We start from the raw sequence: 14,785 nt of genomic DNA, 5'->3' as shown, positions 1-14,785 counted from the left end.
AAACAATACAAGTAAAAGCAGAGGCATCTCGTCTTCCTGTAGTTAATCCTGTCACAGTTTCCAGTAAAATGATCCCCTAAAATGAACCACTAATAACCCCTTTGGATTTAAGGAAAAACTGTGCTCAAGGAACGTATGACCCCGGAAGAGCTGGCGATGATTACTGGTTATAGCCGCCAAACAATCAACAAATGGGTACGCAAAGAAAGTTGGCTCACCACTCAAAAACCCGGTGTTCAGGGAGGTAAAGCTCGCCTGATTCATGTGGATGAACGTGTACGCGATTTTATTAATAGTGCAAAACGCGTTTCGGAGAAACTCAGCAGTTACCACGTTAATGACACTTCACTGGAAGGGCTTTTGCTCAATTCGATGAAACAGATGTCAATCTCGGAACAAGAAAAAATGTCTGCATTGATTCTGCGAGAAGGCATTGCTGGGGTGTTAAAGCGTTTAGGTATTCGTGATGAGTAAAACGAGTATCAAAAAGCCGGCATAAGCCGGCTTTTTAGTCACAACACTTTATAACGTCAGGCGTTACTGTTGTGCTTCGCGCGTAGCAATGAATTCCAGAGCCTGATTAATACGAGCAATCGAACGTTGTTTACCAATCGCGTGAACAGTGACATCAAGACCAGGTGACTGCCCTGCCCCTGTAACAGCAACACGCAGCGGCATACCAACTTTACCCATGCCTACTTCCAATTCATCAGCGGTTGCCTGAATTGCATTATGCACATTCTCTGCAGTCCAGTCGGTCAATGCTGCCAGTTTGTCGCGCACAACTTCCAGCGGCTGACGAGCAACCGGACGAAGGTGTTTCTTCGCAGCATCTGCGTCAAACTCACTGAAGTCTTCATAGAAGTAGCGGCAAGTTTCAGCCATCTCTTTCAGAGTTTTGCAGCGGTCGCCAAGCAATTTAACCAACTCAGCCAGTTGTGGGCCGTTGCGAGTATCAATGTTTTGCTGCTCGATGTGCCATTGCAGATGGGTCGCAACATATTCAGGAGCAAGGTGGTTAATGTAGTGGTGGTTCAGCCACTGCAATTTTTCAGTATTGAATGCACTGGCCGATTTGCTAACGGAGTCCAGTGTGAACAATTTGATCATCTCTTCACGAGTGAAGATTTCCTGATCGCCATGAGACCAGCCCAAACGCACCAGGTAGTTGAGCAGCGCTTCTGGCAGATAGCCGTCATCGCGATACTGCATGACACTCACTGCGCCATGACGTTTGGACAGTTTTTTACCGTCGTCGCCATTAATCATAGAAACGTGCGCATAAACCGGTACTGGCGCATTCAACGCTTTCAGGATGTTGATCTGACGCGGAGTGTTGTTGATATGGTCTTCGCCACGAACAACGTGGGTGATTTCCATATCCCAGTCATCCACTACAACACAGAAGTTGTAGGTTGGGGAGCCATCGGTACGGCGAATGATCAGATCATCCAACTCCTGGTTGCTGAATTCGATTGGGCCTCGGATCTGGTCATCGAAAATAACAGAACCTTCTTGCGGGTTGGCAAAACGCACAACACATGGTTCATCAGCAGTATGATGCTCATGGCCATGGCGGCAGCGACCGTCATAACGTGGCTTGTCGCCGTTCGCCATTTGTTCTTCACGCAATGCCTCAAGGCGTTCTTTAGAGCAGTAGCATTTGTACGCTGTACCAGCTTCCAACATCTCGTCGATAACCGCGTTATAGCGGTCAAAGCGCTTGGTCTGATAATACGGACCTTCATCCCACTCAAGGCTCAGCCAGTTCATGCCATCCATAATAGCTTCTATAGCTTCTGGAGTTGAACGCTCAAGGTCGGTGTCTTCTATACGTAGCACGAACTCACCGTCGTGGTTACGAGCAAAAAGCCATGAATAGAGAGCAGTACGAGCACCACCAACGTGCAAATAGCCTGTTGGGCTTGGCGCGAAGCGAGTTTTGATTTTCATTAAACGGCCTTAATTACGCAAAAGTACCGGGGAACCGGCAAATGCCAGGGAATATAGAGTGGGCAACATTCTACCACTGTGTACTGATTCCTCAATGTTGATACCCTTTCTTGTCTTCAATCCACATATTCTGATGACAAATCAATCACCAATGTGCAATTCGCGATCGCATTGTTTATTTTTACGACGAACGAACAAAATCTTTAGAAAAGGCGTTGACTCATTTTCAACTCTCCCTATAATGCGACTCCACACAGCGGGGGTGATTAGCTCAGTTGGTAGAGCACCTCCTTTACACGGAGGGGGTCGGCGGTTCGAGCCCGTCATCACCCACCATTCATTAGTGAGTGATTCCGCAGTGTAGCAAGAGATAAGATTTGGGTGATTAGCTCAGTTGGTAGAGCACCTCCTTTACACGGAGGGGGTCGGCGGTTCGAGCCCGTCATCACCCACCATTATCTACTCTTGCAATAGAAGTACCGAAGTTTGGGTGATTAGCTCAGTTGGTAGAGCACCTCCTTTACACGGAGGGGGTCGGCGGTTCGAGCCCGTCATCACCCACCATTCGGGGCGTTAGCTCAGTTGGTAGAGCAGTTGACTTTTAATCAATTGGTCGCAGGTTCGAATCCTGCACGCCCCACCAAATTTAGACAAAAGCGCCTTCGGGGCGCTTTTGTTGTTTCTAAGGCTCGATCTTTTTCGTGCTGGGTTCGAACCTGCAGCAGGTTCGACAAAATCGTCGGGAACGATTTTGCATCACCGCTTGCGGTGACCCGCAGGGCGAGTCTCAGGATGAGACGAGTGATATCCTGCACGCCCCACCAATGTAGAAAGGCGCCCTAAAGGCGCCTTTTTGCTATGTGCGATTCAGCAGAATTTTGCACGTATTCCCCATACAAAACTCTACTCGTCTTCCCCAGCCAATCAATACTGAAATTGTATCAATCGCACCGAATACAATATTGGTGTTTCCCATTCTTCCCTCGCAATATGCCATCGGCCGACACACTACTTGTTGTCAGCATCTTTCCGGACGGAAATCTCGGATTTAAGGCACAGGGAAAATAAAAAATGAAAAAACACCTCACCACTACACTCGCTTTATTGTCCTCGTTAATGGCTGTTACTGCCACTCAAGCCGAATTTAAAGGAGGATTCGCTGACATCGGCTTACATTATCTCGACTGGACATCTCGAACCACGCATCGCACCAGTGAAAAATCCCACAAAGACGATTTCGCGTATCTGGAACTCGAAGGCGGTGCAAACTTTACCTGGGGTGAAATGTATGGCTTCTTCGATCTTGAAAACCCGTTGAATAGCCGCCACGATAAACCGGGTTCAGAACAACGCTATACCTTCAAAAACACTAACCGTATTTATCTGGGCGATACTGGCTTAAACCTTTATCTGCACGTCTATGGCACTTACGGTTACCCTAACGCCAATAATTTCCATGACGTGATGGGACTTTACGGTCTGGGTTATAACTATGCGGCTAATGGCTTCTGGTTTAAACCGTTCATTGCTAAACGCTACACCGACCAGACTTACTACACCGGAAATAACGGTTATGTCGCGGGTTGGGTTGCGGGATATAGTTTCTCGCTTTGGGGCGAGAAGCTGATGCTCACCAACTGGAATGAATATGAATTTGACCGCGCCGACAATTATGCAGCCGGCAACGGTGGCAAAGATGGCATAAACGGAGCTGTCGCTTTGTGGTGGACACCCATTCCGAGCATTACCACAGGCATACAATATCGTTATGCCGACAACAAACTGGGAGAAAGCTTCCTGCAAGACGGGTTTATCTATTCGGTAAAATATAACTTCTGATGAATACAGCCCTGCCACAAATGGTAGGTTCAGCCCAATTCACTCAAGATTATTCCTTGCTTAGCCGATAACCTTTTATCGGCTCCTTTGAGGGAATTATTATGAGCAACACCATAACAACGTCCACGCCTTCGCTGCAAACTACTGCGAACACTTCTTCATCAAACTCGGGTAACGATCTAGCGTCACAAATCAGCCGTATCACCCAGCAAATCACTAAACTCACTCAGCAAGCGAAAGATATTGCCAATGGCAGCGGCACAACAGAAGAAAAGCAGAAGCAACAAGAGCTCATTCAGGCGCAAATTAAAATGTTACAGGCGCAACTGGCGCAACTCCAGCGTGAGCAAGCTGAACAGGCCCAGCAAAAACAGGAACTGCAACAATCCCGAGTAGAAGGTGTGAATAAACCGTCCGAAGAACACCAGATTGATATCTACGTCTAATCTTTATTAAACAGTGGGTTGCTCAGGCGAGCAGTGGCTAACTGCTGCGCCTGTTGACGAACAACCTGCCAGATAGCCTCAGCAGCACGAGAAAGCGAGCGATTTTTCCGCCGCACCAACATTAATTGCCGATCGACAACGGGAACCAGGGGTCTGACAACCAGAGGGCGCTCTTTAGGTAACGGCAATGCCAGTGCCGGAAGAACGCTAATGCCAATTCCCGCCTCGACCATTGGAAACAGTGTTGCAGGGTGGCCAATCTGCTGAACTATATTCGCCTCAATTCCCTGACGCATTAACGCATCATCGATCAACGGGCGGCTACCTGATGCGTAATCCTGTAGCACCAGGTTTTGACCTTGTAATGCCTGCCACGAAACACGTGACTGAGCGGCAAACTGATGGTCATTACGGCAAAGCAATAAAAACGGCTCGGAAAGCACGACTTCACAATCCAGATCGTTGGCCTGGATAGGGTCGATAACCATGCCGAAATCGACTTCTCCCTGGCGAATGCTTTGCAGCACCCACTGTTGCGGGCGATCATGAAGCACAAAGCGGATCGAGGGAAACTCAAGCGCCGCCGCTGCGATAGATTGCGGCATTAAGTGGGCGGAGATAGTCTGGCTCGCAGCGACACGCACAATTCCGCTTAGTTGATGGCCAACGCTACGTGTATCCAAAAGTGTGCTGGTCAGCTCTTCCAGAAGCCGTTCGAGCCTGGATGCCAGTTGCTGGCCTGCTTCCGTCAACACCACTTCGCGCGTGGTGCGATCCAAAAGCTTCACACCGATTTCGCTCTCAAGCTCTTTTACGCTGTGGCTTACCGCCGACTGGCTCAAGCCAATTTGCTCCCCTGCCCGGCTAAAACTCCCGGCATGAGCCACGGCGACAAACACTTTTAACTGACGCAGTGAATAATTCATCTATTTAATTCATTAATGTATTCAATAAATCAATTTTATTTCTAAAACTAATGAAAGCACAATAGCTCTACAACAGTTTGAGGAATGATGATGAAACTCTTTCGCGTACTCGACCCCTTCACGCTGACGCTAATTGTGACCGTATTACTGGCGTCTTTTTTCCCCGCTCAAGGCAGCTTTGTTGGCTTTTTTGAAGGGCTAACAACCGCCGCAATCGCACTTTTATTCTTTATGCACGGCGCAAAACTTTCTCGCGAAGCGATTATTGCTGGCAGCAGCCACTGGCGTTTGCACCTGTGGGTCATGTGCAGCACGTTCGTGCTATTCCCTGTGCTGGGCGTGTTGTTCGCCTGGTGGGCACCAGTCAATGTCAGCCCTGAGATTTATACAGGATTCTTGTACCTGTGTATTTTGCCTGCCACAGTGCAGTCCGCTATTGCGTTCACCTCGCTTGCAGGAGGCAACGTGGCAGCAGCCGTGTGCGCCGCATCGGCCTCTAGTCTGCTTGGTATATTCTTGTCGCCGCTTTTAGTGGGCATGGTGATGCATGTTCATGGCGCGAGTGGCAGCTTGCAGCAAGTCGGCAGCATTATGATGCAGCTACTGGTGCCGTTTGTGGCGGGCCATCTTTCTCGCCCGTGGATTGGTAATTGGGTAGCAAAACATAAAAAATGGATTGGTAAAACGGATCAGACTTCCATTCTGCTCGTCATTTACACGGCATTTAGCGAAGCGGTCAGGCATGGAATTTGGCACAAAGTCGGCCTGGGCTCGCTACTGTTTATTGTGGTGGTAAGTCTGGTGTTGCTGGCTATTGTCATCAGCATAAACATGTTTGTGGCAAGGCGTCTGGGCTTTAGCAAAGCTGATGAAATTACCATTGTGTTCTGCGGTTCGAAGAAGAGTTTGGCGAATGGGATTCCGATGGCAAATATCTTATTCCCGGTCGCAACCGTCGGGATGATGGTGCTGCCGCTTATGATCTTCCACCAGTTGCAATTGATGATATGCGCGGTGCTAGCCCGCCGTTATCAGAAAGAGACGCAGGTGGCAGCCAAAACCGCCACCGATAACACTTAGTTAATGCCGTTTGAGGGGCTTCACCAGCCCCTCCAACCCTTCGGTCTTAATCAGCAATGTAAGCCTCATCAACTCACCAAGATGCCCTTGAGGAAATTCATCTTTACGCGCAAACCACAGCAAGTACTCTTCCGGTACGTCAATCAATACACGACCTTTATACTTGCCGAACGGCATTACTGTATTGGCTATCTCAATAAGCTGCTCTTTATCCATCTCATTCACCTAACAAGCGAATCATTTCAGCTTCATCAATCACGTCGATACCCAATTCCTGCGCTTTGACGAGCTTAGAACCAGCCGCCTCACCCGCAATCACCAGGTCAGTTTTCTTCGATACGCTGCCCGCAACTTTCGCGCCCAATGCGACCAGGCGTGCTTTGGCATCATCACGCGACATAATGCTCAGTGAACCTGTGAGCACCACCGTTTTGCCGGCGAATGGGCTGTCGATCTCTTCCACTTTAATAATCACCGGTGCAGGCCAGTGAACACCCGCTTCTTCAGTCAACTGGCGAATCACTTCACGGTTACTCTCTTCAGCAAAGAAGTTAAATGTGTGAGTAGCGACCACAATTCCTACGTCAGGCACTTTTTGCAGATCTTCAATACTTGCCGCAATCAGCGCATCCAGCGTACCAAAGTGCGCGGCTAAACCGGCTGCTGTCGCTTCTCCCACTTCGCGAATGCCAAGTGCATAGAGGAAACGTGCAAACGTTGTCTCTTTAGCTTTCTCAAGCGCATCAACTACGTTTTGAGCAGACTTAGGGCCCATACGGTCAAGCCCGGTAAGTTTACCGGCAGTCAGGCGGAAAAGATCCGCAGGAGTATGAACGTATTCTTTTTCAACCAGTTGGTCGATTATCTTATCGCCCATGCCATCGACATCCAGCGCGCGACGAGAGACAAAATGCTTAAGCGCTTCTTTACGCTGTGCGCCACAAATCAGGCCGCCGGTACAACGCGCAACCGCTTCGCCTTCAACACGTTCAACGTCAGAGCCACATACCGGACAATGAGTTGGGAAGACAATCTCACAGGTATTCTCCGGACGTTCGGACTCAACCACACCTACGACTTGCGGGATTACATCGCCCGCGCGGCGAATAACCACGCGATCGCCAATTCTTAAACCCAGGCGCTCAATTTCATCAGCATTATGCAATGTGGCATTGCTGACCAGCACACCTGCAACCTGAACCGGCTCCAGACGAGCAACAGGGGTAATTGCACCCGTGCGCCCAACCTGGAATTCAACATCACGAACAAAAGTCATCTGCTCTTGAGCTGGGAATTTAAACGCCACCGCCCAGCGCGGAGCACGGGCAACAAAGCCGAGTGTTTCTTGCAGTGCAAGTGAATCTACTTTGATAACCACACCGTCGATATCAAAACCTAATTTCGGACGATCGGCTTCAACCTGGTGATAAAACGCCAGCACTTCTTCTGGTGTGTTGCACAGACGAATGCGGTCGCTCACCGGCAGCCCCCACTCTTTAAACTGCTGCAAACGCCCGTGATGGCTGGTAGGTAATTCACCGCCTTCAAGCAAACCGACGCCGTAACAGAAAAATGTTAACGGGCGTTTTGCTGTAATACGTGGATCAAGTTGACGCAAAGATCCGGCTGCTGCATTACGAGGGTTAGCAAAGATTTTACCGCCTGTACGGCGCGCCTCTTCGTTAATCTTTTCAAAACCAGCCTGCGGCAAGAACACTTCACCACGAACTTCCAGGCGGAGGGGGATATTCTCGCCACGCAGTTTCAGAGGGATAGAACGAATAGTGCGCACGTTAGCAGTGATATTTTCGCCCGTCGTACCATCGCCACGAGTGGCGGCGCGAACCAGCACTCCATCTTCGTAAAGCAGGCTCACCGCGAGGCCATCGAGTTTCAACTCGCAGCAAAAAGTAATCGCTTCTGCGCTTTTTAAGCGGTCCTGGACTCGCTTGTTAAAGGCCAGGTAGCTCGCTTCATCAAAGGCGTTATCGAGCGACAGCATCGGTACTTCATGACGAACCTGGGTAAATTCGCTTAAAGGTGCAGCACCTACGCGCTGTGTCGGTGAATCAGGGGTGATGAGTTCAGGATGTGCGTCTTCCAGAGAACGCAATTCAGCCATCAGGCGATCATACTCCGCATCCGGGACTTCTGGAGTATCAAGCACATGATAGAGATATTCATGATGGCGAAGCGTGGTTCGCAGTTGAGTGATTTTTTGTTCGATTGTGTCCATATCGCACCATCAATATAAAAAACCCCCGGAATCCGAGGGTTCAAAGAAAAACATGTTCAGAGCGCGTATCAATGGCTGATGTTAGCTTCAACCACTTCGCGGATACGGTCCTGGTACTCACGCATTTTTTGCGGTGTCATCATACGACGTTGGTCATCCAGCACCACACCACCGACTTCATCGGCAATGTGCTGAGCAGACTGCAGCATCAACTTAAAGTTTTGCGTTGGGTCGCCATATGACGGTACCTGCATGAAAATTGTCACGCCAGGCGTTGCAAAATTCGTCATGCTTTCTGGGTCAAATGAACCAGGCTTAACCATATTAGCAAGACTAAAGAGAACCGGGCCGCTGCCATCAGGGCTGAGATGACGGTGGAAAATGTTCATTTCGCCAAAGATAAAGCCCGCTTGCTGAATACTGTTTAACAGCACATCGCCGTTAATCATGCTGCCAGCATGAGCCGAAACGTTCAGCACAATCACCGTCTCTTTACGACGTGCCGGAGGTTCCGGTGTCGGAGCAGGTTGTACCGCAACTGGCTCAGGCGCAGGTTCAGAATGCTGCACCGGTTGGACCGGCGCTTGCGGTGCCACTGGCTGAGGCGGTTGAACAGGCTGTTGTACCGGTTGATGGACAGCAGGTTGCTGTGGCGCTGGCTGATGTGCAGGCGCAACAGGAACTTCCTGACGTGGAATAACCGGTTCAGGCTGACGCACTGGCGCACTCTGACGCGGCTCCGCAGAGGCGTAAGGTGGCTCATACTGATGTTGAGGAGCTTGCGGCTGACGAGGCATTTCTGGCTCGCGAGTCGTTGTTTCTGGCGCAGGATTAACCCGACGCACACGCACCTCACCTACTCCATCATCTTGTTCATCGTCAGCCTCAGCGTCATCCGATTCGTATTCGTCACGCTTAGACTTCAAACGCTTCATTGGACGATCACGAAAAATGGAAGAACGCTCCTTACGACTTGTCCACAGGCCGTGAACCAGTAAGGCTATTATGGCGATCGCGCCAACAATGATTAATATCAGACGCAAATCCTGCATCATTATATTCTCTGTTGTTCTAACACCTTGCCACCACGGCAAACATTTACTCACTAAGAGTATTTGCCCATCTGCTCAAGTGCAAGTCCGCACACTGTTTTCTCAGCATAAAGATGTACCAAAATCGATTTTTCGCTGTTTTTTCGACCATTTCTTAATAAGTTTTTCTCCTGGCACTCAGTTATGATAGCTCTGCACGTCATTGTAATGACCAAAAAGGAGTTCGTTCAGATATGGTTTCAACTTCAGGAGCCGGGCCACGTAGTGGCGTTTATTACTTTTCGCAAGGCTGGAAGCTGGTACATCAGCCTGGAATCAGGCGCTTCGTGCTCTTGCCATTGTTGGTCAATATTTTATTGATGGGTGGAGCATTTTGGTGGTTGTTTACTCGCCTGGATGTTTGGGTTCCCACACTTCTTTCTTACGTTCCAGATTGGTTACAGTGGTTGAGCTATCTCATTTGGCCACTGGCAGTCGTGTCTATCTTGCTGGTATTTGGCTACTTCTTCTCAACCATAGCCAACTGGATTGCGGCCCCCTTTAACGGCTTACTGGCAGAACAGCTCGAAGCTCGTCTGACTGGCGCAACACCACCGGATACCGGCGTGTTAGGTATCATGAAAGATGTTCCACGTATTATGAAACGTGAATGGCAAAAGCTCTCCTGGTATCTACCGCGAGCGCTTGTATTGCTGGTTCTCTATTTTATCCCTGGTATTGGCCAAACCGTCGCGCCAGTTTTATGGTTCTTATTTAGCGCCTGGATGCTGGCTATCCAGTATTGCGATTACCCATTTGATAACCATAAAGTGCCATTTAAAGAAATGCGCATCTCACTGCGTGAGAAGAAAATCATTAATATGCAGTTTGGCTCACTAGTCAGTCTGTTTACGCTTATCCCATTCCTGAATCTGGTTATCATGCCAGTCGCTGTATGTGGTGCTACCGCCATGTGGGTTGACTGCTATCGCCCTAAACACGCTATGTGGAAGTAAATTTGCAGGAGCGGCTTATGCCGCTCCTTATTCCTTCTGGCTTCTGCTTATTTCCCTTCTACATATAGATATGCGATTTCTTTACTTCCGCATAACTTCTAAGCAGGTATGCTGGAGAGGTTTCCCAAATTTCATACAGTTAAGGACGGGTTATGAGCAAGATCTATGAAGACAACTCTCTGACTATCGGTCATACGCCGCTGGTTCGACTGAACCGCATCGGTAATGGACGCATCCTGGCCAAGGTAGAGTCCCGTAACCCGAGCTTTAGCGTAAAATGCCGTATCGGGGCCAATATGATTTGGGATGCCGAAAAACGCGGTGTGCTGAAGCCCGGTATAGAGTTAGTTGAGCCAACCAGTGGTAACACCGGCATTGCACTGGCATATGTCGCCGCAGCACGTGGTTATAAGCTAACGCTAACCATGCCTGAAACCATGAGTATTGAACGCCGTAAGCTGCTCAAAGCCCTGGGTGCTAACCTGGTATTGACTGAAGGCGCGAAAGGCATGAAAGGCGCGATTCAGAAAGCAGAAGAAATTGTTGCCAGTAATCCTGAGAAATTCCTGTTACTGCAACAGTTTAGCAATCCAGCAAACCCTGAAATCCATGAAAAAACTACTGGGCCAGAAATCTGGGAAGATACAGATGGTGAAGTGGACGTGTTCATCGCTGGTGTTGGCACCGGTGGTACGTTGACTGGTGTGAGCCGCTATATTAAAAACACCAAGGGCAAAACGGACCTTATCAGTGTGGCCGTTGAGCCAACTGACTCCCCGGTTATTGCTCAGGCATTGGCGGGCGAAGAACTCAAACCTGGTCCGCATAAAATTCAAGGTATCGGTGCTGGTTTTATCCCTGGAAACCTCGATCTGAAACTTATCGACAGAGTCATCGCAATCACTAACGACGAAGCTATTTCTACTGCACGTCGTTTGATGGAAGAAGAAGGTATTCTGGCAGGAATTTCGTCGGGTGCAGCGGTAGCTGCAGCGTTAAAACTTCAGGAAGATGAAGCATTTACCAATAAAAACATTGTGGTTATACTGCCTTCTTCCGGTGAGCGTTACCTGAGTACTGCCCTATTTGCCGATCTTTTCACTGAAAAAGAACTCCAACAGTGATGCCAGGCAGGTAAATCAGTGTAAAAAAGCACCCGAATGGGTGCTTTTTTGTGGCATACGTCAAATTTTTGGCCACCCTGCCATTGCGTCACTTCGCAAGGTCTGGTATCTATCCAGCAAATTATTTTGATGCGCGAAATTAATCGAAAAATGTGATGTGCATCTGCTGAATCGATTTAACGATTTGGTGCAAAATCACATTTCACGGCATAATGATTAATGACGAGCGAGCCGCGAAGCGCATGGTCGATACCAAAGCACATTTCGTGGTTTCAGAAAGCATCCTGTGTCGCGTAGAGTTACAATTAACACGGCGCTAACTATACAGGCTAAAGTTTTGCCACCAGGCTAGACTTTAGTTCCACAACACTAAACCTATAAGTTGGGGAAATACAATGTTCCAGCAAGAAGTTACCATTACCGCTCCAAACGGTCTGCATACCCGCCCTGCTGCTCAGTTTGTAAAAGAAGCTAAAGGCTTCACTTCTGAGATCACTGTGACCTCCAACGGCAAAAGCGCTAGCGCAAAAAGCCTGTTCAAACTGCAAACTCTGGGTCTGACCCAAGGTACTGTTGTGACCATCTCCGCTGAAGGCGAAGATGATCAGAAAGCAGTTGAGCATCTGGTAAAACTGATGGCTGAACTCGAGTAAGTTCTGGGTTCTTCGTAAATATCAGTCACAAGTAAGGTAGGGTTATGATTTCAGGCATTTTAGCATCCCCGGGTATCGCTTTCGGCAAGGCACTTTTGCTGAAGGAAGATGAAATTGTCATCGACCGGAAGAAAATTTCTGCCGACAAAGTTGCGCAGGAAGTTGAACGTTTCTTAAGCGGGCGCGCTAAAGCGTCAGCACAGTTAGAAGCGATCAAAATTAAAGCTGGCGAGACCTTCGGTGAAGAAAAGGAAGCTATCTTCGAAGGCCACATTATGTTGCTGGAAGACGAAGAGCTTGAGCAGGAAATCATAGCCCTTATCACCGATAAGTTAGTGACTGCTGATGCAGCTGCTCACGAAATTATCGAAGGCCAGGCAATCGCGCTGGAAGAATTAGACGATGAATACCTGAAAGAACGTGCGGCTGACGTACGTGATATCGGTAAGCGTCTGCTGCGCAATATCCTTGGTCTGGCAATTATTGACCTTAGCGCCATCCAGGATGAAGTTATCCTTGTCGCTAAAGATTTGACTCCGTCAGAAACCGCACAGCTTAACCTGCAAAAGGTTCTGGGTTTCATCACCGATATCGGTGGCCGTACCTCCCACACCTCCATCATGGCGCGTTCTCTTGAACTGCCTGCGATTGTTGGTACCGGTAGCGTGACCAGCCAGGTGAAGAACGGCGATTACCTGATCCTCGATGCTGTTAACAATAAAGTTTACGTTAACCCAACCAACGAAGAGATCGAAGCTCTGCGTGCTGTACAGCAGCAAGAAGCTTCTGAGAAAGCTGAACTGGCGAAACTGAAAGATCTGCCAGCAATCACTCTCGATGGTCATCAGGTAGAAGTATGCGCAAACATCGGTACTGTTCGTGATGTCGACGGTGCTGAGCGTAATGGTGCAGAAGGTGTAGGTCTGTATCGTACAGAATTCCTGTTCATGGACCGCGATTCACTGCCAACTGAAGATGAGCAGTTCGCGGCGTACAAAGCTGTTGCTGAAGCCTGTGGCTCACAAGCAGTTATCGTACGTACCATGGATATCGGTGGCGACAAAGAGCTGCCGTACATGAACTTCCCGAAAGAAGAGAACCCGTTCCTGGGCTGGCGTGCAGTGCGTATCGCTATGGATCGTAAAGAGATCCTGTACGCTCAGGTTCGCGCTATCCTGCGTGCTTCTGTATTCGGTAAATTACGTATCATGTTCCCAATGATCATCTCTGTTGAAGAAGTGCGTGCACTGAAAGCTGAGATCGAAATCATGAAGGCGCAGCTGCGTGAAGAAGGCAAAGCGTTTGACGAAACTATCGAAGTTGGCGTGATGGTTGAGACTCCGGCTGCGGCCACGATTGCTCGCCATTTGGCTAAAGAAGTCGACTTCTTCAGTATCGGTACCAATGATCTGACGCAGTACACGCTGGCAGTTGACCGTGGTAATGATATGATTTCACATCTTTACCAGCCAATGTCACCGTCTGTACTAACTCTGATTAAGCAAGTTATTGATGCTTCTCATGCAGAAGGTAAATGGACCGGTATGTGTGGTGAGCTTGCAGGCGACGAACGTGCTACACTTCTGTTGCTGGGAATGGGTCTGGACGAATTTAGTATGAGCTCCATTTCTATCCCGCGCATTAAGAAGATTATTCGTAACACGAACTTCGAAGATGCGAAGGTGTTAGCAGAGCAAGCACTTGCTCAACCGACAACGGACGAGTTAATGATGCTGGTTAACAAGTTCATTGAAGAAAAAACAATCTGCTAATCCACCGGATGCGGCCCAATTTACTGCTTAGGAGAAGATCATGGGTTTGTTTGATAAACTGAAATCTCTGGTTTCTGATGATAAAAAAGACACCGGAACCATTGAGATTGTTGCCCCACTTTCTGGCGAAATCGTTAACATTGAAGATGTTCCAGATGTGGTTTTCGCCGAGAAGATTGTTGGTGATGGCATTGCAATTAAACCGACTGGCAACAAAATGGTTGCTCCGGTTGACGGCACCATCGGTAAAATCTTCGAAACTAACCATGCTTTCTCTATCGAATCCGATAGCGGCATTGAGTTGTTCGTCCACTTCGGTATCGACACTGTTGAACTGAAAGGCGAAGGCTTCAAACGCATCGCAGAAGAAGGTCAGCGCGTTAAGAAAGGTGACGTAGTTATCGAGTTCGATTTGGCCCTGCTGGAAGAGAAAGCGAAGTCTACCCTGACTCCGGTTGTTATCTCCAACATGGACGAAATCAAAGAGCTGATCAAACTGACTGGTAGCGTGACTGTGGGCGAAACCCCGGTAATCCGCATCAAGAAGTAAGCTATCCGCACAATGGAAAACGGCACCCTCTGAGGTTAATGCCGGTCACTTAAGGTGACCGGCATTGTTTTTTAAGGGATATTTCGACCTTTTTTCTCTCACTTCCCTTGCATATTCACGCTCACGCCTCGAGGGGAGTTTTAGCATCGCTGCGTTGCT

14 protein-coding genes and 4 tRNA genes are annotated in these 14,785 nt (G+C 48.8%); 13 read left to right on the top strand and 5 right to left on the bottom strand.

All coding sequences use genetic code 11. The annotated features are described in order from the left end of the window. The first annotated feature begins 120 nt into the window (after positions 1 to 120). The gene (locus tag LVQ79_RS17500; protein WP_064512886.1) at positions 121 to 474 is read left to right on the top strand and encodes a YfeC-like transcriptional regulator; all 354 of its coding nucleotides are present in this window, start codon (positions 121 to 123) and stop codon (positions 472 to 474) included. A gap of 63 nt (positions 475 to 537) precedes the next feature. Here LVQ79_RS17500 and gltX read toward each other — a convergent pair whose 3' ends face one another. Further along, on the bottom strand, positions 538 to 1,953 hold the full coding sequence (gltX, locus tag LVQ79_RS17495) for a glutamate--tRNA ligase (RefSeq protein ID WP_232865908.1): 1,416 nt from the start codon (positions 1,951 to 1,953) through the stop codon (positions 538 to 540). Positions 1,954 to 2,213: 260 nt separating this feature from the next. On the opposite strand from gltX, the gene LVQ79_RS17490 reads away from it, so the two are divergent. The 6 genes from LVQ79_RS17490 to LVQ79_RS17465 all read left to right on the top strand — a co-directional run bounded on the left by LVQ79_RS17490 (position 2,214) and on the right by LVQ79_RS17465 (position 4,238). Beyond that, positions 2,214 to 2,289 (top strand) — tRNA-Val (locus tag LVQ79_RS17490). A gap of 43 nt (positions 2,290 to 2,332) precedes the next feature. Then, positions 2,333 to 2,408, top strand: a tRNA-Val gene (locus LVQ79_RS17485). 33 nt (positions 2,409 to 2,441) lie between these two features. After that, positions 2,442 to 2,517, top strand: a tRNA-Val gene (locus LVQ79_RS17480). A gap of 3 nt (positions 2,518 to 2,520) precedes the next feature. Beyond that, positions 2,521 to 2,596: transfer RNA gene (locus LVQ79_RS17475), tRNA-Lys, on the top strand. A gap of 428 nt (positions 2,597 to 3,024) precedes the next feature. Continuing rightward, positions 3,025 to 3,792, top strand: coding sequence for a nucleoside-specific channel-forming Tsx family protein (locus tag LVQ79_RS17470; RefSeq protein WP_232865907.1), 768 nt, complete (start codon positions 3,025 to 3,027; stop codon positions 3,790 to 3,792). 101 nt (positions 3,793 to 3,893) lie between these two features. Then, entirely contained in the window at positions 3,894 to 4,238 is a 345-nt protein-coding gene (locus LVQ79_RS17465; RefSeq protein WP_232865906.1) for a FlxA-like family protein, read from the top strand. Here the strand turns inward: LVQ79_RS17465 and LVQ79_RS17460 are convergent. After that, on the bottom strand, positions 4,235 to 5,164 hold the full coding sequence (locus tag LVQ79_RS17460) for a LysR family transcriptional regulator (protein ID WP_232865905.1): 930 nt from the start codon (positions 5,162 to 5,164) through the stop codon (positions 4,235 to 4,237). The genes LVQ79_RS17465 and LVQ79_RS17460 overlap by 4 nt on opposite strands. Positions 5,165 to 5,254: 90 nt before the next feature. Here LVQ79_RS17460 and LVQ79_RS17455 point away from each other — a divergent pair, with 90 nt between their 5' ends. Continuing rightward, entirely contained in the window at positions 5,255 to 6,244 is a 990-nt protein-coding gene (locus LVQ79_RS17455) for a bile acid:sodium symporter family protein (protein WP_232865904.1), read from the top strand. Here the strand turns inward: LVQ79_RS17455 and LVQ79_RS17450 are convergent, their stop codons facing one another. The 3 genes from LVQ79_RS17450 to zipA all read right to left on the bottom strand — a co-directional run bounded on the left by LVQ79_RS17450 (position 6,245) and on the right by zipA (position 9,535). Further along, on the bottom strand, positions 6,245 to 6,460 hold the full coding sequence (locus LVQ79_RS17450; RefSeq protein WP_034459012.1) for a DUF3820 family protein: 216 nt from the start codon (positions 6,458 to 6,460) through the stop codon (positions 6,245 to 6,247). Between the two features lies 1 nt (position 6,461). Further along, positions 6,462 to 8,480, bottom strand: coding sequence for an NAD-dependent DNA ligase LigA (ligA, locus tag LVQ79_RS17445; RefSeq protein ID WP_232865903.1), 2,019 nt, complete (start codon positions 8,478 to 8,480; stop codon positions 6,462 to 6,464). 68 nt (positions 8,481 to 8,548) lie between these two features. Next, the gene (gene zipA / locus LVQ79_RS17440; protein WP_232865902.1) at positions 8,549 to 9,535 is read right to left on the bottom strand and encodes a cell division protein ZipA; all 987 of its coding nucleotides are present in this window, start codon (positions 9,533 to 9,535) and stop codon (positions 8,549 to 8,551) included. Between the two features lie 230 nt (positions 9,536 to 9,765). On the opposite strand from zipA, the gene cysZ reads away from it, so the two are divergent. From cysZ to crr, 5 genes are all read left to right on the top strand, one after another. After that, a complete protein-coding gene (cysZ, locus tag LVQ79_RS17435) occupies positions 9,766 to 10,527 on the top strand; it encodes a sulfate transporter CysZ (protein ID WP_232865901.1) in 762 nt (253 codons plus the stop codon). 152 nt (positions 10,528 to 10,679) lie between these two features. Continuing rightward, positions 10,680 to 11,651 (top strand): cysteine synthase A, encoded by a 972-nt coding sequence (gene cysK / locus LVQ79_RS17430; protein WP_064560169.1) that lies wholly within the window; start codon positions 10,680 to 10,682, stop codon positions 11,649 to 11,651. Positions 11,652 to 12,046: 395 nt separating this feature from the next. After that, on the top strand, positions 12,047 to 12,304 hold the full coding sequence (ptsH, locus tag LVQ79_RS17425; RefSeq protein ID WP_034459025.1) for a phosphocarrier protein Hpr: 258 nt from the start codon (positions 12,047 to 12,049) through the stop codon (positions 12,302 to 12,304). Between the two features lie 44 nt (positions 12,305 to 12,348). Further along, a complete protein-coding gene (gene ptsI / locus LVQ79_RS17420) occupies positions 12,349 to 14,076 on the top strand; it encodes a phosphoenolpyruvate-protein phosphotransferase PtsI (protein ID WP_151995202.1) in 1,728 nt (575 codons plus the stop codon). A 40-nt stretch (positions 14,077 to 14,116) separates the two neighbouring features. Next, on the top strand, positions 14,117 to 14,626 hold the full coding sequence (gene crr / locus LVQ79_RS17415) for a PTS glucose transporter subunit IIA (RefSeq protein ID WP_034459029.1): 510 nt from the start codon (positions 14,117 to 14,119) through the stop codon (positions 14,624 to 14,626). Positions 14,627 to 14,785 lie beyond the last annotated feature (159 nt).

It is taken from the genome of Buttiauxella cochleicola (assembly GCF_021282405.1).
Taxonomy (GTDB): Bacteria; Pseudomonadota; Gammaproteobacteria; order Enterobacterales; family Enterobacteriaceae; genus Buttiauxella; species Buttiauxella massiliensis.
Note: the sequence above shows the minus strand (reverse complement) of the source record. Positions and strands in the feature narration are given on the sequence as shown.

Bases quoted from the DNA above. Each gene is read 5' to 3' on its own strand.
- gltX (WP_232865908.1), bottom strand. From the start codon at position 1,953: ATGAAAATCAAAACTCGCTTCGCGCCAAGCCCAACAGGCTATTTGCAC.
- LVQ79_RS17470 (WP_232865907.1), top strand. From the start codon at position 3,025: ATGAAAAAACACCTCACCACTACACTCGCTTTATTGTCCTCGTTAATG.
- LVQ79_RS17465 (WP_232865906.1), top strand. From the start codon at position 3,894: ATGAGCAACACCATAACAACGTCCACGCCTTCGCTGCAAACTACTGCG.
- LVQ79_RS17460 (WP_232865905.1), bottom strand. From the start codon at position 5,164: ATGAATTATTCACTGCGTCAGTTAAAAGTGTTTGTCGCCGTGGCTCAT.
- LVQ79_RS17455 (WP_232865904.1), top strand. From the start codon at position 5,255: ATGAAACTCTTTCGCGTACTCGACCCCTTCACGCTGACGCTAATTGTG.
- LVQ79_RS17450 (WP_034459012.1), bottom strand. From the start codon at position 6,460: ATGGATAAAGAGCAGCTTATTGAGATAGCCAATACAGTAATGCCGTTC.
- ligA (WP_232865903.1), bottom strand. From the start codon at position 8,480: ATGGACACAATCGAACAAAAAATCACTCAACTGCGAACCACGCTTCGC.
- zipA (WP_232865902.1), bottom strand. From the start codon at position 9,535: ATGATGCAGGATTTGCGTCTGATATTAATCATTGTTGGCGCGATCGCC.
- cysZ (WP_232865901.1), top strand. From the start codon at position 9,766: ATGGTTTCAACTTCAGGAGCCGGGCCACGTAGTGGCGTTTATTACTTT.
- cysK (WP_064560169.1), top strand. From the start codon at position 10,680: ATGAGCAAGATCTATGAAGACAACTCTCTGACTATCGGTCATACGCCG.
- ptsH (WP_034459025.1), top strand. From the start codon at position 12,047: ATGTTCCAGCAAGAAGTTACCATTACCGCTCCAAACGGTCTGCATACC.
- ptsI (WP_151995202.1), top strand. From the start codon at position 12,349: ATGATTTCAGGCATTTTAGCATCCCCGGGTATCGCTTTCGGCAAGGCA.
- crr (WP_034459029.1), top strand. From the start codon at position 14,117: ATGGGTTTGTTTGATAAACTGAAATCTCTGGTTTCTGATGATAAAAAA.